Source organism: Stenotrophomonas sp. S4 (assembly GCF_054187805.2).
Genome location: NZ_CM196188.1, coordinates 2,822,205 through 2,846,623, shown reverse-complemented (window position 1 = coordinate 2,846,623; position 24,419 = coordinate 2,822,205). Strand labels below are relative to the sequence as shown.

The 24,419-nt window shown below is 68.1% G+C and carries 21 protein-coding genes; 7 read left to right on the top strand and 14 right to left on the bottom strand.

The features are described from left to right. The first annotated feature begins 18 nt into the window (after positions 1 to 18). The 6 genes from dsbG (at position 19) to ACUZUJ_RS13285 (ending at position 8,002) form a co-directional block, all read left to right on the top strand. Positions 19 to 861, top strand: coding sequence for a thiol:disulfide interchange protein DsbG (gene dsbG, locus ACUZUJ_RS13310; RefSeq protein ID WP_049444457.1), 843 nt, complete (start codon positions 19 to 21; stop codon positions 859 to 861). 506 nt (positions 862 to 1,367) lie between these two features. Further along, the gene (locus ACUZUJ_RS13305; protein ID WP_458219870.1) at positions 1,368 to 2,798 is read left to right on the top strand and encodes a DcaP family trimeric outer membrane transporter; all 1,431 of its coding nucleotides are present in this window, start codon (positions 1,368 to 1,370) and stop codon (positions 2,796 to 2,798) included. A 77-nt stretch (positions 2,799 to 2,875) separates the two neighbouring features. Continuing rightward, positions 2,876 to 4,228: an arginine/agmatine antiporter gene (adiC, locus tag ACUZUJ_RS13300; protein WP_014037589.1), complete on the top strand. Its 1,353-nt coding sequence runs from the start codon at positions 2,876 to 2,878 to the stop codon at positions 4,226 to 4,228. Positions 4,229 to 4,248: 20 nt separating this feature from the next. Further along, on the top strand, positions 4,249 to 6,537 hold the full coding sequence (locus ACUZUJ_RS13295) for an Orn/Lys/Arg family decarboxylase (RefSeq protein WP_101765690.1): 2,289 nt from the start codon (positions 4,249 to 4,251) through the stop codon (positions 6,535 to 6,537). Positions 6,538 to 6,565: 28 nt separating this feature from the next. Beyond that, entirely contained in the window at positions 6,566 to 7,468 is a 903-nt protein-coding gene (locus ACUZUJ_RS13290) for a cation diffusion facilitator family transporter (RefSeq protein ID WP_458219869.1), read from the top strand. Between the two features lie 99 nt (positions 7,469 to 7,567). Further along, entirely contained in the window at positions 7,568 to 8,002 is a 435-nt protein-coding gene (locus ACUZUJ_RS13285; RefSeq protein ID WP_014037586.1) for a RidA family protein, read from the top strand. Here the strand turns inward: ACUZUJ_RS13285 and ACUZUJ_RS13280 are convergent. From ACUZUJ_RS13280 to ACUZUJ_RS13240, 9 genes are all read right to left on the bottom strand, one after another. Continuing rightward, positions 7,999 to 8,712 carry an energy transducer TonB family protein gene (locus ACUZUJ_RS13280; protein ID WP_458219868.1) on the bottom strand — a complete coding sequence of 238 codons (714 nt, stop codon included), beginning with the start codon at positions 8,710 to 8,712 and terminating at the stop codon, positions 7,999 to 8,001. The two genes, ACUZUJ_RS13285 and ACUZUJ_RS13280, sit on opposite strands and share 4 nt — an antisense overlap. Next, positions 8,705 to 9,505, bottom strand: coding sequence for a ChaN family lipoprotein (locus tag ACUZUJ_RS13275; RefSeq protein ID WP_458219867.1), 801 nt, complete (start codon positions 9,503 to 9,505; stop codon positions 8,705 to 8,707). The genes ACUZUJ_RS13280 and ACUZUJ_RS13275 overlap by 8 nt, the downstream gene beginning before the upstream one ends. Next, the gene (locus ACUZUJ_RS13270; protein ID WP_458219866.1) at positions 9,492 to 11,963 is read right to left on the bottom strand and encodes a TonB-dependent receptor; all 2,472 of its coding nucleotides are present in this window, start codon (positions 11,961 to 11,963) and stop codon (positions 9,492 to 9,494) included. The genes ACUZUJ_RS13275 and ACUZUJ_RS13270 overlap by 14 nt, the downstream gene beginning before the upstream one ends. Before the next feature lie 64 nt (positions 11,964 to 12,027). Beyond that, entirely contained in the window at positions 12,028 to 12,954 is a 927-nt protein-coding gene (locus ACUZUJ_RS13265) for a FecR family protein (protein WP_458219865.1), read from the bottom strand. Beyond that, positions 12,951 to 13,460: an RNA polymerase sigma factor gene (locus ACUZUJ_RS13260; protein WP_049444443.1), complete on the bottom strand. Its 510-nt coding sequence runs from the start codon at positions 13,458 to 13,460 to the stop codon at positions 12,951 to 12,953. The genes ACUZUJ_RS13265 and ACUZUJ_RS13260 overlap by 4 nt, the downstream gene beginning before the upstream one ends. A gap of 122 nt (positions 13,461 to 13,582) precedes the next feature. After that, the gene (locus tag ACUZUJ_RS13255; protein ID WP_458219864.1) at positions 13,583 to 14,089 is read right to left on the bottom strand and encodes a hypothetical protein; all 507 of its coding nucleotides are present in this window, start codon (positions 14,087 to 14,089) and stop codon (positions 13,583 to 13,585) included. Positions 14,090 to 14,197: 108 nt separating this feature from the next. After that, positions 14,198 to 14,422 carry a hypothetical protein gene (locus ACUZUJ_RS13250; RefSeq protein WP_458219863.1) on the bottom strand — a complete coding sequence of 75 codons (225 nt, stop codon included), beginning with the start codon at positions 14,420 to 14,422 and terminating at the stop codon, positions 14,198 to 14,200. Beyond that, the gene (locus ACUZUJ_RS13245; protein ID WP_458219862.1) at positions 14,419 to 15,120 is read right to left on the bottom strand and encodes a glutamine amidotransferase; all 702 of its coding nucleotides are present in this window, start codon (positions 15,118 to 15,120) and stop codon (positions 14,419 to 14,421) included. Before ACUZUJ_RS13245 ends, ACUZUJ_RS13250 begins: the two co-directional genes overlap by 4 nt. Beyond that, complete coding sequence (locus ACUZUJ_RS13240; RefSeq protein WP_014037577.1) at positions 15,117 to 15,890, bottom strand: YggS family pyridoxal phosphate-dependent enzyme; 774 nt, start codon at positions 15,888 to 15,890, stop codon at positions 15,117 to 15,119. Before ACUZUJ_RS13240 ends, ACUZUJ_RS13245 begins: the two co-directional genes overlap by 4 nt. A 76-nt stretch (positions 15,891 to 15,966) precedes the next feature. Between ACUZUJ_RS13240 and ptsJ the strand changes: the two genes are divergently transcribed. Continuing rightward, entirely contained in the window at positions 15,967 to 17,253 is a 1,287-nt protein-coding gene (gene ptsJ, locus ACUZUJ_RS13235; protein ID WP_458219861.1) for a MocR-like B6 salvage transcription factor PtsJ, read from the top strand. Between the two features lie 102 nt (positions 17,254 to 17,355). Here ptsJ and ACUZUJ_RS13230 read toward each other — a convergent pair whose 3' ends face one another. The 5 genes from ACUZUJ_RS13230 to ACUZUJ_RS13210 all read right to left on the bottom strand — a co-directional run bounded on the left by ACUZUJ_RS13230 (position 17,356) and on the right by ACUZUJ_RS13210 (position 24,389). After that, positions 17,356 to 17,862, bottom strand: coding sequence for a hypothetical protein (locus ACUZUJ_RS13230; RefSeq protein ID WP_049443333.1), 507 nt, complete (start codon positions 17,860 to 17,862; stop codon positions 17,356 to 17,358). Positions 17,863 to 17,943: 81 nt separating this feature from the next. Next, positions 17,944 to 21,054 carry an error-prone DNA polymerase gene (locus tag ACUZUJ_RS13225; RefSeq protein ID WP_458219860.1) on the bottom strand — a complete coding sequence of 1,037 codons (3,111 nt, stop codon included), beginning with the start codon at positions 21,052 to 21,054 and terminating at the stop codon, positions 17,944 to 17,946. A 6-nt stretch (positions 21,055 to 21,060) separates the two neighbouring features. Next, a complete protein-coding gene (locus ACUZUJ_RS13220; RefSeq protein ID WP_458219859.1) occupies positions 21,061 to 22,470 on the bottom strand; it encodes a Y-family DNA polymerase in 1,410 nt (469 codons plus the stop codon). Positions 22,471 to 22,479: 9 nt separating this feature from the next. Further along, the gene (gene imuA, locus ACUZUJ_RS13215) at positions 22,480 to 23,094 is read right to left on the bottom strand and encodes a translesion DNA synthesis-associated protein ImuA (RefSeq protein ID WP_014037572.1); all 615 of its coding nucleotides are present in this window, start codon (positions 23,092 to 23,094) and stop codon (positions 22,480 to 22,482) included. Between the two features lie 287 nt (positions 23,095 to 23,381). Then, entirely contained in the window at positions 23,382 to 24,389 is a 1,008-nt protein-coding gene (locus ACUZUJ_RS13210; protein WP_008266828.1) for a cyclase family protein, read from the bottom strand. Between the last annotated feature and the right edge of the window lie 30 nt (positions 24,390 to 24,419).

Sequence of the window (24,419 nt, the reverse complement as noted above, 5' to 3'; positions counted from 1 at the left end):
TCTCACTACGGAGTTCCCATGTTGTCGACTTCCCTGCGCATCGCTCCGGCGGTGCTGTTGCTGCCGGTCATGCTGGCATTGGCCGCCTGCAGCCAGGCCCAGACCCCGCCGGGCAAGACGGCCGCAGCACCGGCGGCCAGCGCTCCGGCCACTGCGGCCAAGGGTGACCGCCCCGCAGTGCTGAAAGGCATCGAGAAGCACGGCTTCGAAGTCGTTGCCGAGTTCGATGCACCGGGTGGTCTGCGCGGCTTCGCTGGCGTGGTGGGCGGGCAGCAGCCGGCTGCGGCCTACGTCACCGCCGACGGCAAGCACGTGCTGGTAGGCAGCCTGTTCGACGCCGAAGGCAACGATGTGGCCGCCGAGGCGGTGGAGAAGCTGGTCGCTGCACCGATGTCGGCCAAGATGTGGACCAAGCTGGAAGCCAGTGCCTGGGTGCGTGACGGCAAGGCCGATGCGCCGCGCGTGGTCTACACCTTCAGTGATGCCAACTGCCCGTACTGCCACAAGTTCTGGGAAGCGGCCCGCCCGTGGGTCGACGCGGGCAAGGTCCAGCTGCGCCACATCATGGTTGGCGTGATCCGCGAGGACAGCCCGGCCAAGGCCGCCGCCATCCTGTCCGCGCGTGACCCGAGTGCGGCATTGCTGGAAAACGAACACCAGTTCGACCGTGGTGGCATCAAGGCCCTGCCGAGCATCAGCCGCGAGATCGCCGGCAAGCTCGACGCCAACCAGGTGCTGATGATCGAGATGGGGTTCCAGGGCACGCCGGGCATCCTGTTCCAGGATGCACAGGGTCAGGTGCAGCGTCGCGCGGGCCTGCCGCAGGGCGCCGACCTGCAGACGGTGTTGGGCCCACGCTGATCGCCGCCAACGTCGTGATGTAACCCACAGGCCCGCATGGCAGCATGCGGGCCTGTTGCTTTTCGTCGTTCCTGCAGGGGCTGCGCAGCAGTTGCTCGTCGTCACGTCTGAATCGTGACTGACATCAAGCATCGCGCCTTGATTCCAATCAAGGTCAAAAACGACAGGCGGATTAGCCTGTGACGCATGGAATACAGCGTCAACGCGCCATGGATGCCGCGCCAGACATGCCCTGAACCGGGGCGGTCGGCACAGCCATTCACGACACTCTCACCCCCCGATTGTTACCCAGACCGCTGCGGTCGCCACCTCTCTGGCAGCGCGGCCTTGATGGGCTCGACACCGGTGCGGGCAGGGCAGTGTCATCGTCCTGTTGCCTGCCGGATGCAGGCTGGCCGGTGTCGTCAACGCAGTATCCGCATTTCCAGCAACGGCAACGCGAGGCCAGGGCGCTGTGCGCCTGTGTCCGGCCAGCGCGTTGCGAGTGTTTGTCCAGGGAGGATGCAATGCGCTTGGCGGTACTGAGTCTGGCCTGTCTGACCGCGCTGGCGATCACGCCAGCGTATGCGCAGCAGGATGGCCAGGAAGATGCGCAGGCGTTGCGCCAGGAAATCGCTGCCATGCGCCAGGCGCTGGAAGGCATGCAGCAGCGCCTGGATCGGCTTGAGCAGCGAGAGGGAGCTGAAGCGGCCACGCCGCAGGTGCCGGCGCCGATGGTCGCCACCGCCAGCGGCGCCAACCTGCTGCATGCCACCCAGGTGCCGGGCGTGGCGCAGCCGGTGCTGCCGCAGCGCGAATCCGTGGCCGACCCCTCAACGGCGGCCTCGCGTCCTGACAGCGCCGCTGGGCCGACCGACCCGGATCTGAAGGGCTTCTTTGCCATTCCCGGCACCGATACGGTGATCCGCATCGGCGGCTACGCCAAGCTTGATGCGATTGCCGATTCGCGTGCGGCCGGTGACGAGGATCAGTTCATTCCCTCGTCGATGCCGGTGGGTGGCAGTCATCGCGATGTCTCCAACTTCAACATCCACGCCAAGCAGACCCGCTTCAGTTTCGAGGCGCGGCGCCCGACCACGCACGGCAACCTGCGCTTCTACCTGGAGAATGATTTCTTCGGCAGCAGCGATGGCTACGAGTTCCGCCTGCGCCATGCCTATGGCCAGCTCGGCAATACGTATGCCGGCTACGGCTATTCCAGCTTCATGGATCCGGACAGCCTGCCCGACACGTTGGACTTCGCCGGCCCTGGTGGCGCCGGTTACCTGCTGGTGGCCGGCATCCATCACAGCTTTGCGATGGGCAAGGGCAACACCCTCACCGTCGCCGCCGAAGATCCGAAGACTGAACTTGCTGGCGCCAGCGACACGCGAGCGGCAGTGAACCGCCTGCCCGACGTGACCGTGACCGCGCGCATGGAGCGCGACTGGGGTCACCTGCAGCTGGGGGCAGTGGCACGCAGCCTGGCCTATGACGGCGATGGCGAGCGCGACCGGCGCACGGCCGGCGGCCTGCAGATGAGCGGCTCGGCCTCAGTGGGCGAGCGCGACCTGCTGCTGTTCGGCGTACTCGGCGGGCGCGGCCTCAGTCGCTACACCGCCGACCTGACCGGCTCCGGGCTGGATGCGGTGGTCGGTGCCGATGGCCGCCTCGACGCGCTGGACCTGCACGGCGGTTTTGTTGGCTACACCCATTACTGGTCCGAGCTGTGGCGTTCGAACCTGATCTTCGGCCAGCTGACCCTGGAGCGGAATGCCGCACTGGCGGCCGACGCATTCCGGCAGAGCCGCTACGGCGTGTTCAACCTGATCTGGAGCCCGGCGCCTTCGTGGACGATGGGCATGGAGCTGCTGTACGGCCGCCTGGAACAGCAGGGCGGCGCGCGCGGCGACACGGTCCGGGTGCAGGGCAGCCTGCAATACAACTTCATCAAATAGGCGCCAGCGGTCGTATGCCAGCGTAACCCGTCCCCACGCCCGGCTGCACCGGGCTCATGCCAGTACAGGAGATTGTCATGGCAGAAGCAAAGAAAATCGGGGTGGTCGGAGCCACCTTCCTCGTCGCCGGCAACATGATGGGCTCAGGCGTGTTCCTGTTGCCGTCCAGCCTGGCCAAGATCGGTACCGCCTCGATCTGGGGCTGGCTGATCACCACCGCCGGTGCGCTGCTGCTGGCCTTCGTGTTCGCCAAGCTGGGCAAGCTGGCACCCAAGGCGGGCGGTCCCTATGCCTACGCGCGTGACTGGTTCGGGCCGTATATGGGCTTCCAGACCAACACCATCTACTGGTTCGCCAACTGGATCGGCAACGTCGCCATCCCGATCGCGGCGGTGGGCTACTTCAGCTACTTCTTCCCGATCCTGTCCGAGCCGCTGGTGCGCTGCATCGCGGTGCTGGTGCTGGTGTGGGCGCTGAGCTTCGCCAACATGATCGGTCCGGCCTTCGTCAGCCGCGTGCAGACGGTCACCACCAGCTTCGCGCTGGTGCCGATCCTGGGCATCGCGATCTTCGGCTGGTTCTTCTTCGATGCCGACATCTTCAAGGGCGCCTACAACGTGTCGGGTGAATCCAACTTCGGCGCGATTTCCAGCGCTGCGGCGCTCACCCTGTGGGCCTTCATCGGCGTGGAGTCGGCTTCGGTGACCGCCGGCGTGGTGGAGAACCCGGAAAAGAACGTGGCCCGCGCCACGCTGGCCGGTGTGTTCCTGGCCGCCATCGCCTACATCGCCAGCTCCTCGGTGATCATGGGCATGGTGCCGAACTCGGAACTGCAGGTGTCCGATGCGCCGTTCGCACTGGCCGCGGCCAAGGCGGTGGGGGGCTGGGGCGGTGCGCTGGTCAGCCTGTGCGCCTTCATCGGTGCGGCCGGTTCGCTGGGCGGCTGGATCCTGCTGACCGCACAGAGCGCCAAGGCGGCTTCCGATGATGGCCTGTTCCCGAGCATCTTCAGCAAGACCAACAAGGACGATGTGCCGGTCAAGGGCGTGCTGATCGTGGCGGTGCTGATGACCCTGGCGGTGCTGGTCACCTCCACCTCGGAGACCGCGTCGGCCCAGTTCGACGTGATCACGTCGGCGGCGGTGGTGCTGACCCTGCTGCCCTACATCTACTCGTGCGTGGCCTGCTACTTCGTGGTCGAGCGCTCGCACACCCTGGTCCACACCGGTGCGTTCTGGACCCTGACCAGCCTGACCGTCGTGTACTGCCTGTGGGCGATCTACGGCTCGTCGGGAACCATCGTGCAGTACGCCTTCCTGTTCGTGCTGTTCATCACCGTGTTCTATCCCTTCTTCAGCGAGGAGCGCCGCCAGCAGCGGCAGCGCGCCCGCGAGGCATCGGCCATCAGCGCCGGCGCCCAGCGTTCCTGAGTTCGACAAGGAGAATCAACGTGTACTTCAAGTCCCTGGACTATCCGGTCATTGTCATCGACAACGACTACGAGTCGCCGCGCATCGGCGGCATCCTGATCCGCGCCCTGGTGGAAGAACTGCGCAGCAACGACCAGCGCGTGCTGTGCGGCCTGAACCTGGATGATGCCCGCGCCGGTGCCCGCACCTATGTGGCGGCCTCGGCGGTGCTGATCTCGATCGACGGCAGCGAAGAGGTGGATGGCGAGTTCCAGCGCCTGACTGCCTTCCTGCGCGAGCAGAGCGCGCGCCGCGCCAACCTGCCGGTGTTCCTGTACGGCGAGCGCCGCACCATCGAGAAGGTGCCGAGCAAGCTGCTCAAGTACATCCACGGCTTCATCTTCCTGTTTGAAGACACCAAGAGCTTCATCTCGCGGCAGGTGATGCGCGCGGCCGAAGACTACATGAAGAATCTGCTGCCGCCGTTCTTCAAGGCACTGATCCATCATGCGGCCGAGTCGAACTATTCCTGGCACACGCCGGGCCACGCCGGCGGCGTGGCGTTCACCAAGTCGCCGGTCGGCCGTGCATTCCACCAGTTCTACGGCGAGAACACGCTGCGCAGCGATCTGTCGATCTCGGTGCCGGAGCTGGGCTCGCTGCTCGACCACACCGGCCCGATCAAGGATGCCGAGAACGAGGCGGCGCGCAACTTCGGTGCCGACCATACCTTCTTCGTCACAAATGGCACTTCCACCGCCAACAAGATCGTGTGGCATGGCACGGTGGCGCGCGGCGACGTGGTGTTCGTCGATCGCAACTGCCACAAGTCGCTGCTGCACGCGCTGATCATGACCGGTGCAGTGCCGGTGTACTTCACGCCCAGCCGCAACGCGCACGGCATCATCGGCCCGATCAGCCTGGACCAGTTCACGCCGGAGTCGCTGCAGCAGCGCATCGCCGCCAATCCGCTGGCCAGCCAGGCCTACAAGGCAGGCTCCAAGCCGCGCATCGCGGTGGTCACCAACTCGACCTACGACGGCCTGTGCTACAACGCCGAGAAGATCGCTGACGAGATCGGCAGTGCGGTCGATTTCCTGCATTTCGACGAAGCCTGGTACGCCTACGCCGCGTTCCACCCGTTCTACGAGAACCACTACGGCATGGCCAAGGGCAAGCCGCGTGAGCAGGATGCGATCATCTTCACCACGCATTCCACCCACAAGCTGCTGGCCGCGTTCTCGCAGGCGTCGATGATCCACGTACGCAACTCGGCGCAGCGCAACCTGGATGCCGAGCGCTTCAACGAGTCGTTCATGATGCATACCTCGACCAGCCCGCACTACGGGGTGATCGCGGCCTGCGACGTGGCCTCGAAGATGATGGAAGGCGATGCCGGCCGTTCGCTGGTGCAGGAAATGCATGACGAGGCCATCGCCTTCCGCCGCGCGATGCTGCATGTCCGCGATGATCTCGGTCGCGATGACTGGTGGTTCAGCGTGTGGCAGCCGACCCAGGTCGAGCGCAGCCTGGACAAGGGCGATACGCCGGCGCCGCTGGTGGCCAAGCGCGAGGAGTGGTACCTGCAGCCGGATGCGCACTGGCACGGTTTCGAGAACCTGGTCGACGACTATGTGCTGATCGACCCGATCAAGGTGACCCTGCTGACGCCGGGCCTGGCGATGGACGGCAGCATGGGCAAGCTGGGCATCCCGGCGGCGGTGCTGAGCAAGTTCCTATGGGGCCGCGGCATCACCGTGGAGAAGACCAACCTGTACTCGGTGCTGTTCCTGTTCTCGATGGGCATCACCAAGGGCAAGTGGAGCACCTTGGTGACCGAGCTGATGGCGTTCAAGGAGCTGTACGACCGCAATGCGCCGCTGAGCCAGGCACTGCCGACCCTGGCTGCCGATTATCCGAATGCCTACGCCGGTTGGGGCCTGCGTGACCTGTGCGACGCGCTGCATGCGTTCAACCAGGAATTCGCCGTGGCCAAGGTGATGCGCGAGATGTACGTGGATCTGCCGACGCCGGTGATGACCCCGGCCGATGCCTACAACCACCTGGTCAAGGGCGAGATCGAGCGGGTCGACATCGAGCAGATCAGTGGCCGCATTGCGGCGACCATGCTGGTGCCGTACCCGCCGGGCATCCCGACCATCATGCCCGGCGAGCGCTTCGGCGACAGCGACGAGCCGATCATCCAGTCGCTGCGCATCGCCCGCGAGCAGAACGCCCGTTTCCCTGGCTTCGAGTCGGACGTGCACGGGCTCATCATCGAGCAGGAGGGGGATGTGGTTTCGTACAAGGTGGAGGTGCTGAAGGCCTGACCCGCAACGGTCGGCCCTTCGGCGAACGATGGATACCGCGCGCGAGCAACGCATCCTGAAGTTCTCGATCGGGGTCACCCTGGCGGTGAGCGCGGTCGGTTTCAGTGGTGGCCTGCTGGTGGGATCGCAGGCCATCCTGTTCGACGGCGTGTACAGCCTGGTCGACGTCGCCCTGACCCTGGTGTCGTTGTCGGTGCTGCGGCTGGTGGCGCGGGAGCAGAGCCCGCGCTTCCAGTACGGCTACTGGCACCTGGAGCCGATGGTCGAGGCGCTGGGCGGTGTGATCCTGTCGCTGGCCTGCGTGTATGCGCTGGCCAACGCCGTGATCGGATTGACCACGGGCGGGCACGAGGTGAAGTTCGGGCCCGCGCTGTGGTGGGCGGCACTGCTGAGTGCCAGCAATCTGGCGATGGCGGCATTCGTCGCACAGCGTGCGCGGCACCTGCGCTCCGCCCTGTTGTGGCTGGACGTGCGCGGCTGGCTGCTGGGCGGATTGATGAGCCTGGCGGTGGTGCTGGCCTTCGTGCTGGCGCTGGTCCTGCACGGCGGTGAGTGGCACCACTGGGTGCCGTACCTGGATTCGATCGTGCTGGCGTTGATCAGCCTGGCGGTGCTGCCGGTGCCGGCGCGCAGCGCGTGGAAGGCCATGCGCGAAGTGCTGCAGGTGGCACCGGATGATCTGGACCGGCGCGTACAACAGGTGATGCAGGCGTTCGTGGCCGAGCGTGGCTATGCCGGTTTCACCAGCCACGTGGCGAAGATGGGGCGGATGCGCTTCATCGAGATCCATGTGCTGGCTGATCCGACCACGCCGCTGGGGTCGGTGGGCGAAGTCGACGCGATGCGCGATGAGATCGCGGTGCGGCTGGATGCCCGGGCCAGTACTTTCTGGTTGACCATCGATTTCACGGCGGATCCGGCGTGGACGTGATCGTTGCGCGTGGCGAATCGATCTGTTGCACGGGCGTTGTTTGACCTCAACTCATGTTCAGGTTGCAGACTCACTCGCATCCCCAACGAGGCATGCGGCATGAACCTGCTGACTACCCCCGACCTCGGCCACGGCCTGCTGGAACTGTTCAATCCTGCGGGGCTTTACGACCCTTCGGCCAATGGCTACTCGCACGTGGCCGTGGTGCGCCTTCCCGCCCGGGTGATCCATATCGCCGGGCAGGGCGGTGAGGATGCCGATGGCCATCTCTCCCCCGGTTTCGAGGAACAGGTCGAGCAGGCACTGGACAACCTGCAGATTGCATTGGGTTCGGCGCAGGCCAGCCTGGCCGATGTCGCACGGTTGCGCATCCTGGTGGTCGACCACGACGAGGACCGGCTGGGCATCATCGCCCGTCAGGTGCGGCGGCGTTGGCCGAACCGCGCGGCGCCGACCTGCACCCTGATTCCCGTGCCGCGGCTGGCGCTGGACGGCATGCTGTTCGAGATCGAGGCGGAGGCCTACGCCGCCTAGCGCAGGTAGTACTCCACCGGCACCACCAGTTCCTGCGGTGCCTTCATTTCCACGGGAATGGGCGGCAGCGGCTGCGCGCGGCGGAACGTCTGCAGCGCGGCGTCGTCGAGCATCGGTTGGCCACTGGACTGCTCCAACCGCAGCGCGAGCAGGCGTCCCTCGCGATCGATGCTGGCCCTGACCCAGGCCGTCCCCTGCTGCCGGCGCGAGCGCGCGGCGGCGGGGTAGTAGCGGTAACGCTCCAGCCGCGCCATCAGGCGGGCTTCCCACTGGTCGCTGGCGGCGCCGGCCTGGAAGTCCGCCGGTGGTGCGTCGGGAGCGGGCGGCGCGGCCGTGATCGATGCCGGTGCGGGACTTGCATCGGTCACGGCCGCAGGCGGGGCGACCGGCAGGGCGCGCCGGCCAGGGCCACCGCGTTCGCTGGCGGCCACCTCGCCCTGGCGTGCGGCGGTGGGCTTCGGTGGCGGGGGCGACTTCGTTGGTTGGGATGCGCGCGCCTGCTGCGCCTGGCTCGGGGTGTCGGCCTGGCGCTCTTCCACTGGCTGGGGCGGTGTCGCCGGCGCCAGCAGGCGCAGGCTGATGCGCACGTCCTGCTCAGGCGGCGGCAGCAACGGCGGCGTGGCCACCCAGTGCACCAACAGCAGCAGGGGCAACAGGTGCAGGCCGATGCTGATGGCGATCGCCTGCCAGTGTTGGCCGCGCTCACTCATCGTCCAGCACCCATAGCAGGTCAGCGTCGGCCGCCTCGATGGTTTCACCCGGCGAGGCGAGTGCGATCACCAGCGCTGGTGTGTCCGCTGGCAGGTAGCCCGGCACGCCGGTACCGCGCAGTACATGCCAGCGACCGGCTACCAGCAGCGCGGGTGCAGGTGCCTCGGTCATTACCTGTGCCATGCGCGTGTCGCGGGCCTGTTGCACGGCCAGCATCCCTTCCAGCATCGGTGCTGCGTCCGCGTGCTGGGCCAGCACCACGGCCGACAGGCGTTGCCGGGCAGCGGCCACCGGGAACCGCACTGCATCCGCGGACGCCAGGCGCGCGTTGACCTCGGCGCGCGCGAGATTGCCGCCGAACAAGGGGACGCCGGCAGCGGTGGCGTCCTGCACCAGCCCGCCGTAGGCGGTCCACGGCCATCGTGTATCCCAGCCCAGCAGCTCCTGCAGGCGCGCACCGTCGGCATGGTTGCCCTTGGCCAGCCAGCGCTGCACCCGCTGCAGGCGCGGCTGGCGTTCGCTGGCAATCATCTCCAGCACCAGCGCGCCTTGTGGACGCTGCTGCTGCAGCACGTGCAGCAGCCAGCGCTGGGCGGCGTGGTCTCCGGCCAGGTCGTGGCGTTCGCCCAGCAGCAGTCGCGGGGCGTTCGCTGCGCGCTTCACGAACGCAGCTTCGTCCAGGGTCTGGCCGCTGGCGAGGTCGAGCACCGTGCCGGGCATCGGCTGCGCGTTGGCCATTGCGGCCAGCGCAAGCAGGCACAGCGGCAGCCAGTGACGGCTAGAACGCCACATTGACGCCCATCGAGACGGTGCGGCCACGGCCGTTGCCGCGGTCCAGGATCGGGCTGAAGATGCTGTCGATCGAGGCATTGTTGTCATAGGCCTTGTTCTGCAGGTTTTCGATGTTCAGCCACAGCGTGGTGTTGGGCTGGGGCTTGAAGCTGGCGTAGAAGTCGAGCAGTACACCGGTACCGCCGGTCTTGCGAGTCTGGAAGAAGTCGTAGCCTTCTTCGGTGGGCCCGGAGTATTCGGCGCGCAGGCCGGCCTGCACGCGCTGCTGCCACCAGCGGCCGCCCACGTCCAGCGTCCAGTAGCGGTCGGGCAGGGCGGTGATGTCTTCCAGGTTGACGAATTCGATGGCGGGCGCGCTGGTGTGTGAACGTGTCCAGCTCAGCGTGGCGTGGTAGTGCTCGCTGGCGTAGTGCGCTTCCAGCTCGATACCGCGCATGCGCACCACGCCCGGGTGGTTCATCCAGCGCGTGGTGGTGCTGAAATCGTCCACGTCCAGCGAATCGGTCCAGGCAGTGAGCTGCGGATCGCTGTCGATCGGTACCACGAAGGGCTCCACTTCCGGCGGATGCACGATCAGCAGGTATTGCGGCTTGATGTAGTCGCGGATGCGGTTGTCGAAGCGGGTGACGCGCAGCTGGGCCAGGTCGCCGTCAACCAGCAGCGAGTCGGTGCTGAGGTTGGCGCCGAACTGCAGGTTGCGCGAGCGCTCACGGCGCAGGAACGGGTTGGCGCCCACGCCGTCGGCATCGCTCATGCCTTCCAGTGGGATTTTCTCGAAGAACATCTCCTGCACGCGCGGCGGGCGCGATGTGCGCGAGGCTTCGGCGAACAGCTTTAGCCAGTCGGTGGCCTGCCACGAAACCGCCAGGCTGGGGCTGAGCGCGTGCTGGGTGCGGCGCACGTCGATGCCGCCGCCGTTGATCTCCGCGCACTGGCCGGGGACATCCGAGCACACCGGGACGTGGCCACGGACGCCATAGCGATCCTGGCGCAGGCCTGCGGTCAGCGCGTAGACGTCGTACTGCAGTTCCAGCGTGCTGAACACACTGTCCAGCTGGCTGCGACCCTGGGGGTTGGCGCCGCGCAGGGTCGGGGTGTCGGCCACGTAGATGTCCGACTGGTGCTTGATGCCGGTGTTCCAGCGCGCCTGCAGTGCGCCGATGTCGAAGCGGCTGGTGTTGTCGAGTGTCCAGCTGCTCAGGCTGCTGTGGGTGCGGCGGCCGATGTAGCTGGAGTCCTCCACCGGCGGATAGAACAGCCGGGTCTTGTTGCTGGCGAAGGTCGCACGCAGGTCGATCCACGGCGTGTAGGGCGTGTAGTGGTAGCTGGCACGCTGGTTGCGCGCGGAAATCTGCCACGGGTAGTTGTGGTAGAAGTCGTTTTCGTAACGCATGTGGCTCAGATCCAGCCGATGCTGGTCACTGGGCTGCAGGCGTGCTTTCAACAGCCAGCTGCTGGGTTGCTGGCTGCCGGGGTCGGCATTGTTCTTCTGCCCGCGTGCCGTGGCGTACTCGCTGCTGCGACTGCTGCTGGCGGCGGCCAGCAGGCCGAACTGGCGGTCACCACCGTCTTCGCTGTGGCGCCACGCGCCGGCGAAGGTGCGGCCGCTGCCATAGCCGTTGTTGCCATGGCGATAGCCCGCACGCAGGCCCCAGTCACGGCCTTCGCCGAGCAGGTCGTCGATGTCCAGTGTGCGGAAGTTGGCACTGCCGGCCAGCGTGCCGGCGCCATCACCGCCGGCCACCGCACCGCGCTGCACGTCCACGCCGGCCAGCAGGAACGGGTCGACATAGGCGAACGGGCCACCCGAGCCATGCCCGGCGTTGTTGCGGAAGGTCTGGGTGACACCATCGATCATGGTGTTGACCCGGCCGGCGCCGGTCATGCCGCGGATGTTGACCTGCAGCCCAGGCTGGCTGCGCGAATGGAAACTGTGGGTGCCGGGCATCGAACGCAGCAGGCTGTTGCCGTCCTGGCGTTCGGCCATCGCCACGCGCTCGCTGCCGACCGCCGGCGCGAAGCCATCGCGCGTGGCCGGCACATACTGGCTGGCGCCTGCACCGGGAGAATGACCATGCGCGGTATCGCCCTGCACGCGCAGCGGGCCGGTTCGACGGCTGCCATCGGCGGGTTCGGCCGGCGCCGGTTCCAGGGTGGCGCGGCGTGCGTCGATGAAGCGGGGGCGCAGGCCGCTGCCGGCCAGCAGGCGCGACAGGGCCTGAGCGTCGTCGAACTGTCCGCGCAGCGCTGGCGCCGTCTGGCCGCCCGGCAGTGCCGCACCGATCACCAGGTCGACACCGGTCAACCGGCTGTAGGCGTCCAGTGCGCTGGCCAGCGGTTGTGCAGGAAGATCGAAGTGGCGGGTAGCGGCCTGCGCGTGTGCGCTGGCAGGCAACAACGGAAGCGGACTGGCGCAGGCCAGTGACAGGGCGAGGACAAGGGGGCGGTGAAACAGCATCGGGGGCTCCAGGGGCTGACGCAGCGCGTCGTCATCCTGGGTAGACGCAGCGGCAGGGCCGATGTCAGGGTGCATCGCGATGTCCCCTGCGTGGCGGCAGCCACACCTGCACGCCCGCGCCCAGGCGGAGCACGCGCACATGCAGCTGCGTGGCCAGCTGGTCACGGCTGCGCGCAGCACCGTCGGCGCTGCCGAGCAGGGTGACCGGCTGCTGGCGCAGGTGTGCGCCGATGATCCAGGTATGGCCGCCATGCCAGCGATCCAGGTCCTGGGTGACTTCGGCCAGGGGCGTGGAGATCCAATGCAGGCGACGTTCGCGCCAGGCCAGCGCACTGTGGCTGGCAGCCTGGCTGACGGTCGCTGCCTGTCCATCGAAGCGCAGCTGCTGTCCTTCGATGGCCAGCTCACTGCGGCTGCCGCTATCCACGCGGACGCGATGCTCGGTGACGGTGACCACGCTGTCGTTGTCCTGCACGGCAAGGTCGAAGGCCGTGCCGAGCGCGGTGACCGTGCCGTGCGTCGTATGCACCTGGAATGGATGCTGCGCATCGGCGGCTACCTTGAACCAGGCCTGGCCGTGCTGCAGCTGCAGCTGCCGGCGCTGTGCATCGATGCGGACATGGACTTCGCTGCCTGGCGAGAGCAGCACGTGCGAGCCATCCGGCAGGACTTCTTCGCGGATCTCGCCCGCCGCCGTGCGCATTACCTGGGCGGCGGGTGGCGCGGCCTGGCGGGTATACAGGCCCAAGGCACAGAGCAGCAGCACGGCAGTGCCGGCGTCGCGCAGGTGCCGGCGCTGCCGCTTGCGCTGGTGCCGCTGCAGGCTGGGCGTCGCGTCACCGGCCTGCCAGAGCGCCTGCAGGTGCTGGTACTGCGCGGCGTGGCGGCAATCGGCGTGGTACCACTGGTTGAAGGCGCGCTCGTCGCGGCCGCCGTCGTGGCCGTCCAGCCACCAACGCGCGGCCTCGCGCGCGATCGCATCCCGGCTCATGCGCCGGGTACCTGCTGCAGCGCCACCAGCGCACGCAGCAGATGGCCGTGCGCGGTCTGCCGGCTGATGCCGAGCTGGCGGCCGATCTCGGCCAGTGCCATCTGCTCCACCCGGGCCAGCAGGAATACCTGGCGCGAGCGCGGTGGCAGCGCGGCGATGATCGCATCGAGATGGCGCAGCTGTTCGGCGTCCAGCAGGTGCTGCTCCGGCAGCGGTGCAGGATCGGCGAGGGCGTGCAGTTGCGCGTCATCCAGCGCTTCCTCACGACGGCGCTGGCGTTGCCGGTAGTGATCAGCGATCAGATTGTGGGCGACGCGGTACAGGTAGGCGCGGCCGTTGCTCAGCAGGCCGCTGGCGGCGACCTTGACGACGCGCAGCCAGGTTTCCTGGACTACGTCATCGGCGTCGCAGCGTTGCGGGAGTTTGCGGCGGACATGGGCGTGCAGCGGCCGGTAATGGGCCGCGCACAGCTGCGCGACATCCGTCGGTTCGACAGGCGTGGACACGGGGCGGGCGACAACTGGGAAAGGGAACAGCCCGCGGCGGCAAGGGCAGCGGCTGCACCTTACAGCAAAAGAGAATCATTTGCATCTATAGATGGGCATGGCACACCTGCCCGGACGCGGGATCAGCGCGGGCGATAGTCGCAGTGGATCTGCAGGGCTTCGGTGGGGTTGTGGTGCAGCTCGAAGCCGCAGTGCTGCAGGCTGTGCTTCACCCGCGCGACCGTTTCTGCATGGCGGGCGACGCGACGATCCTGCCAGCGCGGCGGAGTGAATACGCCCAGCGGCAGTAGCCGCAGCCGCTTGCCGCGCAGTACCAGTGAGACGTCGATATGACGGCCATCGATATCGTGGCCGTTGGCGCCGAAGATGGCATCGACGTCATCGTGCCGCTGCGGATAGCAGGCCCGGAACACCGCGATGCCGAGCCAACGCACGCCACGACGGAAGCTGCCAAGGCGGCTGTGGCTGGGTTCGAAGCCGCGCGTGACCAGCAGGCGGAGCCCGGCAGGCAGCAGTGCTTGTGCGTCGCACAGGCGTTGCAGTACCTCTTCTTCCAGTTGGATGCGGGTCGAGGGCCAGCGCGGTGCGATGAGCAGTCCGTGGTGGCTGCCGCGTTGCAGCGTCAACATGGGTGAAGCTTCGCATGCGGGCGAACAGCCGGGGTAGTGCCGGCCGCTGGCCGGCAAACCTGTTCTCCGTCGGGTGCCGGCCAGCGGCCGGCACTACCGTGGCGATCGTCAGATGTCGCGGTACTGGATCTGCGAAGCGAGTACGCGCAGGCCATCGGCATTGCTGGACAGGATGCGTTCTTCGCCAACCCCCTTCTGTCGCGTCAACTGGAAGCCCTGGTCGGCAGGCAGCTGCGCGGCGATGGCATCCATGCGCTGCAGCGCATCGGGGCCGCTGCAGTCGAAGTGGCCCCAGCAGGCGCCATTGCGGTGGATCTGCAATCGGTAGTTCATCGCGGCATCTCCGGCAGGCCCTGCAGCCAGTGGTCGAACATCGCGGTGGCCGCCGCCGCCAGCGGTGCACCGTAACGACGTGCCTGGGCGCGAAGATCGTTCGGATCGATGCCGGCCTGCGCCAGCTCCAGGGTGTGGCCGATCAGCCAGCGTTCGAACTGGCGGGCGTCCAGCTCCGGATGGCATTGCAAGGCCAGCGCATGGTGGCCGATGGCGAAGGCCTGGTGGCGGCAGGCCGGCGTACTGGCCAGGCGTTTGGCACCGGTTGGAAGTTCGAATGCCTCGCCATGCCAATGCAGCACGGGAATGCCCTGCAGGGCCTGCAGCGGTGAACCCTGGCCTTCATCGGTCAGCAGCAACGGTGCGAAGCCGATCTCCTTGCCACCACTGGCGGCGACGTCGGCGCCGAGCGCACGGGCCATCAGCTGCGCGCCGAGGCAGATGCCCAGGGTCGGCTGTTGCTGCTGCAGCCGGCGCTGCAGCAGGGCGATGCTGTCGGTGACGAAGGGATAAGTCTCTGTGTCATTGACGCTGATCGGACCGCCCAGCACCACCAGCAGGTCGGCGGTTTCGGCAGAGTCGAGCGCGTCGATACCGGCCTGCAGCACCTGCAGCTGCCAGCCCTGCGCCAGCAGCAACGGTTGCAGGGTGCCGAGGTCTTCAAAGGCGACGTGTTGCAGAACGACCGCGCGCTTCATGCCGGGGCTCCGCTGTTCGGCCAGTAGAAGCTGTCCGGGGTGGCACGGGCACCGAAGATGGCCTGGCCGACGCGGACCACGGTGGCGCCTTCCTCGATGGCCACTTCGAAGTCGCCGGACATGCCCATCGACAGCTGCGACAGGTCGATGCCCGATGGGGCGGTGCGTTGCAACTGGTCGCGCAGCTCGCGCAGGCGCACGAAGCAGGCGCGCACGCGCTCGACCTCCGGGGTGAAGATGGCCAGTGTCATCAGGCCGCGCACGCGCAGCCGGTCGAATGCGGGAAGCTGCTGCACGAAGGCTTCGACGGCTTCCGGTTCCAGCCCGTACTTGCTGGGCTCAGCCGAGGTGTTGACCTGCACGAACACATCCAGCGTGCGATCTTCCAGTTGCAGGCGCTGCTGCAGGGCCTCGGCCACGCGCAGGCTGTCCAGCGCCTGGAACTCGCTGGCGAAGCGCGCCACGTAGCGCGCCTTGTTGGTCTGCAGGTGACCGATCACCGACCAGTGCACGCCCAGATCGGCCATCGTCTCGGCCTTGCGTTGCGCCTCCTGCACTTTGTTCTCGCCCAGCTCGTGGCAACCGGCGGCCACCGCCATGCGGATGCGAGCGTCATCGACGGTCTTGCTGACCGGCAGCAGGCGCACGCTGGCCGGGTCACGGCCGGCACGGGCGCAGGCCGCGGCGATGCGTTGGCGCACCGTGACCAGGTTGGCGGCGATCTGTTCAACGGACTGGGCGACGGGCCAGTCGGCAGCGGCAAGGGGCATGCAGGCACCTCCAATGCAGGGTGGCCAGGGTGGGATACACTGGCACAGGACAAGAGATATTTTGGCATAGGACAAAATGAAAATCACCGGGCATAGCGCCGAGTCGATCTTCGACAGCATCCGCGAGGGCATCGGCAAGGGCCGTCTGCCGGCCGGCAGCGTGCTGCCGCCAGTGCGTGAGCTGGCCGAGCAGCTGGGAGTGAACCGCAATACGGTGGCCGCTGCCTACAAGCGATTGGATGCGGCGGGCCTGGCCAGCACGGCGGGCCGTCGTGGCACGGTGGTGCGCGGATTGCCGCCGACGCTGGCGCGCGAGGGCAGCACGCCGGGGCTGGCGCTGCAGGACCTGGCCGGTGGCAACCCGGATCCGCGCCTGCTGCCGAACCTGCGCCTGGCCCCGGCGGCACCGCGGTTGTATGGCGTAGGCACGGTCGACCCGAGGTTGCAGGCGCTGGCACGCGCCTCGCTGGATGCGGACTGCCCCGAGGGGTACGCGCTGGAGCTGACCCATGGCGCGGTCGATGGCATCGAGCGCCTGTTGGCGGCATGGCTGCTGCCGGGTGATCGCATCGCGGTGGAGGATCCATGCTTCCTCGGCAGCCTCAATGTGCTCAATGCCGTGGGCCACGCGCCATTGCCGGTGACGGTGGATGCACATGGCATGCAGGTCGAATCGCTGCGGCAGGCGCTGGAGGCCGGTGCACGTGCGGTGTTGCTGACCCCGCGTGCGCACAACCCCACCGGGGCCAGCCTGGATGCGAAGCGGGCACGGGCGTTGCGGCAGTTGCTGGGGGGCTACCCGCAGGTGGTGGTGCTGATCGACGATCACTACGCGCTGCTTTCGCAGCAGGCCTACCACTCGGTACTGCCGCTGGATGGCCGGCGCTGGGCGCTGCTGCGTTCGCTGTCCAAGCCGCTCGGCCCGGATCTGCGGCTGGCCTGGCTGGCCTGTGATGACGAGACCGCGTCGCGGTTGCGGCTGCGGTTGGCGTCCGGCACGGGCTGGGTCAGTCACCTGCTGCAGGATGCAGCGACCTCGGTGCTGGGGTCGGCAACGCAGCGGGCGAAGATCGCCTCGGCGGGCGAGCGTTACCAGCAGCGGCTGCAGTCGTTGCAGGAACTGCTGCGCGCGCGTGGCCTGCCGACGCCGTTGCCGATGGAGGGGCTGAACCTGTGGCTGCCGTTGCCGGGCGACAGTCATCCGCAGGTGCTGGCGCTGGCCGCGCGCGGATGGCATGTGCGCGCTGGCGAGGTGTTCGCGGTGGCGGCGCCGGGGCATGGCCTGCGCATCACCTGCGCGGCGCTGGGCGCGGCGCAGCTGCGGCAGCTGGCCGATGACCTGGCGGCGGTGTGCGGTCTGTAGCGTCGAGCCATGCTTGACTTTGCTTCGCGTTTGTAGAGCCGAGCCATGCTCGGCTGCTGTTGGTAGAAGCAGTCGAGCACGGCTCGACGCTACAGAAGCAGATCAGGGCGCGGCGTTGGCGCCCGGGCGAACGTAGTAGGACTGGCCGCTGTCATCGACGAACATCAGTTCCGGCTTGCCCTGCCAGGAGGTGAGCATGGCGCCGGTGTTGTTCTGGTGCTTGACCATCAGGCTGGCGCCGCGGTCCGGGTTGGCCACCACCTTGAATACTTCCGTGGTGCCATTGGCATCATCCAGGGTCAGCACGGCTTCACCGCCGCGATCGCTGGTGCCATAGCCCCCGCGTTCGGAGCCATCCGGGCCGAGCAGGATCAGGCCGGACAGGGCGGTGGCGCGCGGCCCCTGGGTACGGCCCCGGCTGAGTGGATCGGGCACCGGCGCGCCGAGGATCACCCGGGGTTGGCCAGTGCCGTCGTGGATGATCAGCCCGCGCGCTTCGATGATGCGCTGTGGCGATTGGCTGCGATGCAGGCTCCAGGCGGTCCAGCCGGAAACCAGCAGGGCGAGTATGGAGACCACCAGCGTGGTCAGCAGCAGTGCGCGGGGCATCGTATCGTCCTTCCCTGGATGCAGCGACGATAGCGGATGCGGGGGACTGATGACCAGTTCGTTGTGTGACGGCGTGTATCGTCAATGGAAATCGCGGCTGTGGCTGCGCAGCCCCTGCAGCAGTTCATCCAGGCAGTGCATGCGTTGCACGATGACATGCTGCACGCCATCGACGCGTTCCAGGCGGCCGTCGATCTGCATCAGCTGGGTGTCGACCAGTACCCGGTGCTGACGATCGGCCAGGTGCCGCCAGACCACGGCGTTGACCATGCCGGTCTCATCTTCGAGGGTGAGGAAGGTGACACCGCTGGCGGTCTGCGGGCGCTGGCGCATGCGTACCAGGCCGGCGATGCGCACGCGACGGCCATGGCCGTGGGCCGCCAGCTGCGCGGCATCCAGGCAGCCACGGCTGCGCAGCTGCGTGCGCAGGAACGAGACCGGATGCCGGCCGAGGGTGGTGCCGGTGCTGCGGTAGTCGGCCTGCATGTCTTCCCAGGCGCTGGGCAGGGGCAGTGGCACGCGGGCTTCGGCGGTGGCGCGGGCCTGGTCGAACAGCGGCAGCCGGTTCTCCACGCCGGAGATATCCCAGCGTGCACGATGGCGATGGCCGCTGAGTCCACGCAGTGCACCGGCATCGGCCAGCAGTCCCTGCTGGCGGCGGTCCAGTGCGGTGCGCTGGCACAGGTCGCCGACATCGTCGAACGGGCGGCGCGCACGTTCGCGCATGATGGCCTGTACCGCCGCTTCGTTGCAGCCTTCGACCAGGCGCAGGCCGAGCCGGATCGCCGCCGGCCCCTTGCCGAAATCCAGCGTGCAATCCCAGTCGCTGTGGCGCACGTCCACCGGCAGCACGCCGATGCCATGCCGGCGCGCGTCCTGCAGCAGCTGGTCGGGGCTGTAGAAGCCCAGCGGCTGGCTGTTGATCAGGCTGGCAGTGAACGCGGCGGGATGATGGCACTTCAGCCAGCAGCTGGCATAGGTCAGCAGGGCGAAGCTGGCGGCATGGCTTTCCGGGAAACCGTAATCGCCGAATCCCTTGATCTGCTCGAACAGGTGCTCGCCGTACTCGCGGCTGAAGCCATTCTTCAGCATGCCGGACAGCAGCTTCTCGCGATGCGGCTCCAGGCCGCCACGGCGTTTCCACGCGGCCATCGAGCGGCGCAGGGCATCGGCCTCGCCCGGGGTGTAGCCGGCCGCATCCACCGCCAGCTGCATCACCTGCTCCTGGAACAGCGGCACGCCCAGGGTACGTGCGAACACGCGTTCCAGCTGCGGCGGATACAGCGGTTCTTCGAGACTGTCCAGCGCCTGCGGCCCCTGTTCGCGCAGCAGCCGGCGCCGCTCCAGGTAGGGGTGCACCATGTCGCCCTGGATCGGGCCGGGACGCACGATCGCCACTTCGATCACCAGGTCGTAGAAGTTGCGCGGCTGCATGCGTGGCAGCATCGCCATCTGTGCGCGCGACTCGATCTGGAACACGCCGATGGTGTCGGCGGCGCTGATCATGTCGTAGGTAGGGGTGTCCTCGTCGGGGATCGCATCCATGCGCCCGCTGTGCAGGCCATGCTGCTGCAGCATCGCCAGGCACTTGCGGATGGCGGTGAGCATGCCCAGCGCCAGGCAGTCGACCTTCATCAGGCCGGTGGCATCCAGATCGTCCTTGTCCCACTGGATGACGGTGCGGTCGGCCATCGCCGCGTTCTCCACCGGCACCAGGGTCGACAGGGGATGCTCTGAAATCACGAAACCGCCCGGGTGCTGCGACAGGTGGCGGGGGAAGTCGATCAGCTCGGCGGTCAGCGCCAGCAGCCGCTGCATCAAGGGCGTGTCCGGATCGAAACCGCGCTCGCGCAGGGTCTCGGGCAGCGGCACGTGGCCACCCCAATGGTCCATCGCCGCGCCCAGTTCGTTGACCTGGTCCATCGGCAGCCCCAGTGCGCGGGCCACGTCGCGGATCGCGCTGCGGCCACGGTAGCTGATCGCCACCGCAGTCAGCGCGGCGCGTTCGCGGCCATAGCGCTTGAATACATACTGCAGCACTTCCTCGCGGCGCTCGTGCTCGAAGTCGATGTCGATATCCGGTGGCTCGTCGCGCTCGGCGGAGATGAAGCGCTCGAACAGCAGGTTGCTGCGCGCCGGGTCGATCTCGGTCACGCCCAGCACGAAGCACACCGCCGAGTTGGCCGCCGAGCCACGGCCCTGGCAGAGGATGTCCTGGCTGCGTGCGAAGGCCACGATGTCCTGCACGGTGAGGAAGTAGGAGGCGTAGTTCTTCTGCCTGATCAATGCCAGTTCGTGCTCGATCTGTTTGCGTTGTGCCGGTTCGATGCCGCCTTTCCAGCGCCAGGGGATGCCACGCTCGACCAGCACGCGCAGCCAGCTGTCCGGGTCGTGGCCTTCGGGCACCAGCTCGCGCGGGTAGGTGTACTGCAGCTGCTCCAGGGTGAAGTGGCAGCGCTCGGCGATGCGCAGGGTCTCGGCCAGCAATGCGGGCGGATACAGCTGGGCCAGCGCGGTGCGCGGGCGCAGGTGGCGCTCGCCGTTGGGGAACAGGCGCCAGCCAGCCTCGGCCACGCTGCAGCGGTGACGGATCGCGGTCAGGGTGTCCTGCAGGGCGCGGCGGCGGCGCACGTGCATGTGCACATCGCCGCTGGCCACCAGCGGCAGGCAGTGGCGTTCGCCGAAGGCCTGCAGCTGCTGCAGGCGGCGCGCGTCATCGTGCTCGTGGTGCAGCTCCACCGCCAGCCACAGCCGATCAGCGAAGCCGGTGCGTAGCAGTTCCAGATCGGTGGCGGCCGGTTGCCGGTCCAGCCACAGGCACAGCAGGCCGTCGGGCAGGCCGAGCAGGTCCTCGCGCAGGCAGCGGTATTCGCCCTTGGCGGCCCGTCGCCGGCAGGTGGTGATCAACTGGCACAAGCCGGCGTAGGCGACCTGGTCGGTGCACAGCAGGGCCAGCTTCGGCCCGTCCTCGACCTGGAATTCGGCGCCGACGATCAGCGCCACGCCATGCGTCTTCGCCGCCTGCCAGGCGCGCACGATGCCGGCCAGCGAGCATTCGTCGGTGATCGCCAACGCGCGGTAGCCCTGGCCGGCGGCGCGCGCGAACAGTTCTTCGGCGATCGAGGCGCCACGCTGGAAACTGAAGGCCGACAGGCAGTGCAGTTCGGCGTAGCCGGGCAGTTCGCTGTGCATGACGGCTCAGCCGAACCAGCCGTGCAGCATCCACGGCGCATGCGGGTCATTGCGCTCACGGAAGGCCCAGCCGCGCTGGCCGTGTGCGGTTTCCACCACGTAGTAGTCGCGGCGCGCGTCGGCCTGGTCCCACCAGCCTGATTCGATCCGCTCCGGCCCGGCGACGATGCGCAGGCGCGGGTCACGCAGCGGTTGCGGGGTGTCCAGCAGCCAACCGGGGCGCAGTGGCCAGTATGCCGGTGGCTTGGCCGCAGGCTGGGTGCCGCTGGCACGCTCGGGGCGGTGGTCGGCCTGCACGGCCAGCGGCTGCACGGCGTCATCGCCGAGCCGCGCCCGCAGGCGCTCGCGCAGCTGGTTCCAGGGCATCGCCTGCGCCGGCCGGGTGTCGAACAGGTCGCGCGCGGCGGGCACGAACGGTGGCAGCTGTTCGGCCTGCAGGCGCAGTGCGCGGCTGCCAGCGGGCAGGGCGAACGCTTCCATGCGGTTGCGTGCGATCTCGAACAGCAGCGCAGGATCGCGCTCGGGTGCCAGCAGGCCGATGGTCAGCACGCTGGCCGGCAGCAGGTCATGCTCGAAATGCAGGTCGAAGCGCTGCACGCCGCCATCGCGCGAACACAGGAAGGCCGCCAGGTCCAGCAGCAGGCGGCGCAGCGGGAACAGCAGGGCCTGGCTGGATTCGATCTCGTATTCGAATTCGATGCGCGCATCGAAACGGTCCGGTGGCTGGTAGTAGCGCAGCGGTGCGGTGGGCAGGCCGCGCAATGCGTCCAGCTGTTGCAGCACGTCGGGCGCGAAGCGCCGGGCCAGGCTGTCGCGCGGCAGCTCGAGTACCGCACCCAGCGTGCGCAGCCCGGAGCGGCCGAGCACGGTCACTGCGTCGCTGGGCAGGCCGCAGCGCGGCAACGGCAGCTGCGCCAGCGCCGCCGGCAGCTGCTGCGCATCGATGCCAAGGCCATCGTGGACGTTGGCCAGAACGCGCGCGGCATGCGCCGTGGGCGCGGCCACCAGGCGGTGGCGGAACCCGAGTTCATGCAGTTCGTTGCGCAGGCGCTTTTCGATCGTCAGCCAGTCACCGAACAGGGCACGGCTGGCGCCGATTTCCAGCACCAGTGCATGCGGGAAATCGAGGCTGACCTGCGAGCTGTAGGCGTAGGCCCAGCTGGCCAGCAGCTGGCGGGTGTGCTGTTCGGCGTTCGGGTCGTAGTCGTGCAGGTGCATGTCCTGCACCAGCACCTGCGCGGCCGACAGCAGCATGCCCGGGCGCAGCCCCGCTGCGCGGGCGGCCGGGCTGACCGCACGCAGCACGCGGCGCTGTGCCGGCCCCTGCAGCAGCACCAGTGGCCGCTGCGGGTCCGGTTGCAGGCGCAGTACGCTGTCCAGCGCCAGCTGCGGCAACAACAGGCAGGCCCAGTGCATGGCGCGGCCTCAGTGGGCGATGGCCAGCGGCAACGGCTGCGCGGGTGGCAGGCCGCCACGGCACTTCAGCACCCGTACCTGGCCGTGGTCGAGCTGCAGGCGCAGGCTGGCCGGGGAGGGGTTGCGCGCTGCCTGCGCCTCGCGGAACACGAAGCCCAGGCACTGGCCGCTGTCGGCGGCGACCTGCAGCCGGCGCAGGGCGCGATCATCGGCCTGGTGCGGCCAGCACAGCACCGCCGCGCAGGCCGCAGAGCGCAGGCATTGTTCGGTGGCCCACAGCGCCTGTTTCGGCGCGGCGTGGATGATCTGCAGCTGGGCCAGGTCCAGCCCGGCGGCGGCCCAGGCCGGGGCGTGCGGGCGGTAGGGCGGGGCGACCAGCACGATCGGGCGGTCGCGCTGGCTCAGCTTTGCCAGCGCCGGCCAGACCAGGGCCAGCTCGCCCACGCCGGGCGCTGCCTGCAGCACCTCGCACAGCCCGCTGGCCGGCCAGCCACCGCCGGGCAGGCGTGCATCCAGTGCCGGGTGGCCGCTGGCCAGGTGGTCGCTGGCCGGTCCCTGGCGGGCCGGGCCACGCCACAGCTGGCGGCCGTCCAGCAGCCGGTCGAGGGCGACGACGGCGCCCATCAGCCGGTCCTCCAAGGGAGGCGCCAGGCGGGCTGGAAGCGGCAGGAATGGGCGGAAACGACAGGCATGGCGCGAGTATCGACGGGCCGGTATCAGGGGCTGAGACCGGACATGCTACTCGCCTTGTGAGTAGAATTACTAATGAAATTGGCGGGCCGGGTTTCAGGTTGCTGAAGGGGTAAAGCATCCACGCATGGCGTGGATCTACTGGACAGAGCCCCGGTAGATCCACGCCAGGCATGGATGGGAGAACGGTGCCGACCAGGGCCGGCACCCACAGGCCCCGGTTACGGGCGGACCGGCAGCGCGACCGGGCGCAGCGGCGCGGCATCGCCACCGCGGATCTTCAGCGGGCCGCCAATGAAAGCGAACTCGTAGACCTTGTCGCGGGCCAGTTCGTCCAGCGCCACCAGCTCGATGATCGGCGCACCCTGCTGCGCCAGCAGGTAGGTGTGCAGCGGCACGTAGTCGTCGGACACTTCCGAGGGGAAGGTCTCGAAGCTCAGGTTGTCGGCGCCGACGATCATCGCGCCGCTGTCCTCAACCAGGAAGCGCGCCGCGTCCAGGCCCATGCCTGGCGGATTGGCCATGTAGGCCCTGGGCTGCTCGAACAGGCGCATGCGGCCGGTGCGGATCAGCACGATGTCACCCTGCTGCAGCTTCACCTGCTGGCGTGCCAGCGCATCCTTCAGGTCCTGGCGGGTGACGCGGTAGCTGTCCGGCAGCATGTCCACGCCCTTGGCGCCGGCCACGTCGATCAGTACGCCACGCGCGATCAGCGGTGGGAATTTCTCGATGCCGGTGACGTTCCAGCCACGGTCGCCGAGGTGCTTGTCGGCCTCGAAGCCGTTCCAGATCTTTCCGTGGATGCCGAAGTGGTTCAGCGCATCGATGTGGGTGCCGGTGTGGCTGTACATCGAGAACGCGGTGCCGGTGTAGCTGCGGGTGAGGTTCATGGTTTCACCCACGCCCATCGGGTCGTCCATCACCGTGCCGCGCGGGGTGTGGGTCATCCAGAACTGGTAGTGCGGGTCGCCGGCATCCTGCCAGCTGGGCATGCCGACGTAGTACTCGGTGGCCAGGTCATAGGCCTTGCCGCCGCTGACCCGCGACAGGATCGCCGCGCGCGAGGCCTCGGTGATCAGGTTGAGGCGGCCGATCTCGTCCTTCGGCCCCCAGGGGCTGGTGCCGACCTGCTGGCCGGAAGGAACGCGTTCATGCGCCGACACGGTGGTGGAAGCGGCGGTGCCGGCCAGCAGCAGGGCCAGCGCGGTGGCCAGGGTACGTGGGGTCATGGGGAATCTCCTTGCAGGGTGGGGGACGGT

Bases quoted from the DNA above. Each gene is read 5' to 3' on its own strand.
- ACUZUJ_RS13290 (WP_458219869.1), top strand. From the start codon at position 6,566: ATGGATACCGCGCGCGAGCAACGCATCCTGAAGTTCTCGATCGGGGTC.
- dsbG (WP_049444457.1), top strand. From the start codon at position 19: ATGTTGTCGACTTCCCTGCGCATCGCTCCGGCGGTGCTGTTGCTGCCG.
- adiC (WP_014037589.1), top strand. From the start codon at position 2,876: ATGGCAGAAGCAAAGAAAATCGGGGTGGTCGGAGCCACCTTCCTCGTC.
- ACUZUJ_RS13275 (WP_458219867.1), bottom strand. From the start codon at position 9,505: ATGTGGCGTTCTAGCCGTCACTGGCTGCCGCTGTGCCTGCTTGCGCTG.
- ACUZUJ_RS13240 (WP_014037577.1), bottom strand. From the start codon at position 15,890: ATGCCCCTTGCCGCTGCCGACTGGCCCGTCGCCCAGTCCGTTGAACAG.
- ACUZUJ_RS13210 (WP_008266828.1), bottom strand. From the start codon at position 24,389: ATGACCCCACGTACCCTGGCCACCGCGCTGGCCCTGCTGCTGGCCGGC.
- ACUZUJ_RS13305 (WP_458219870.1), top strand. From the start codon at position 1,368: ATGCGCTTGGCGGTACTGAGTCTGGCCTGTCTGACCGCGCTGGCGATC.
- ACUZUJ_RS13225 (WP_458219860.1), bottom strand. From the start codon at position 21,054: ATGCACAGCGAACTGCCCGGCTACGCCGAACTGCACTGCCTGTCGGCC.
- ACUZUJ_RS13280 (WP_458219868.1), bottom strand. From the start codon at position 8,712: ATGAGTGAGCGCGGCCAACACTGGCAGGCGATCGCCATCAGCATCGGC.
- ACUZUJ_RS13245 (WP_458219862.1), bottom strand. From the start codon at position 15,120: ATGAAGCGCGCGGTCGTTCTGCAACACGTCGCCTTTGAAGACCTCGGC.
- ptsJ (WP_458219861.1), top strand. From the start codon at position 15,967: ATGAAAATCACCGGGCATAGCGCCGAGTCGATCTTCGACAGCATCCGC.
- ACUZUJ_RS13265 (WP_458219865.1), bottom strand. From the start codon at position 12,954: ATGAGCCGGGATGCGATCGCGCGCGAGGCCGCGCGTTGGTGGCTGGAC.
- ACUZUJ_RS13285 (WP_014037586.1), top strand. From the start codon at position 7,568: ATGAACCTGCTGACTACCCCCGACCTCGGCCACGGCCTGCTGGAACTG.
- ACUZUJ_RS13250 (WP_458219863.1), bottom strand. From the start codon at position 14,422: ATGAACTACCGATTGCAGATCCACCGCAATGGCGCCTGCTGGGGCCAC.
- imuA (WP_014037572.1), bottom strand. From the start codon at position 23,094: ATGGGCGCCGTCGTCGCCCTCGACCGGCTGCTGGACGGCCGCCAGCTG.
- ACUZUJ_RS13230 (WP_049443333.1), bottom strand. From the start codon at position 17,862: ATGCCCCGCGCACTGCTGCTGACCACGCTGGTGGTCTCCATACTCGCC.
- ACUZUJ_RS13255 (WP_458219864.1), bottom strand. From the start codon at position 14,089: ATGTTGACGCTGCAACGCGGCAGCCACCACGGACTGCTCATCGCACCG.
- ACUZUJ_RS13220 (WP_458219859.1), bottom strand. From the start codon at position 22,470: ATGCACTGGGCCTGCCTGTTGTTGCCGCAGCTGGCGCTGGACAGCGTA.
- ACUZUJ_RS13270 (WP_458219866.1), bottom strand. From the start codon at position 11,963: ATGCTGTTTCACCGCCCCCTTGTCCTCGCCCTGTCACTGGCCTGCGCC.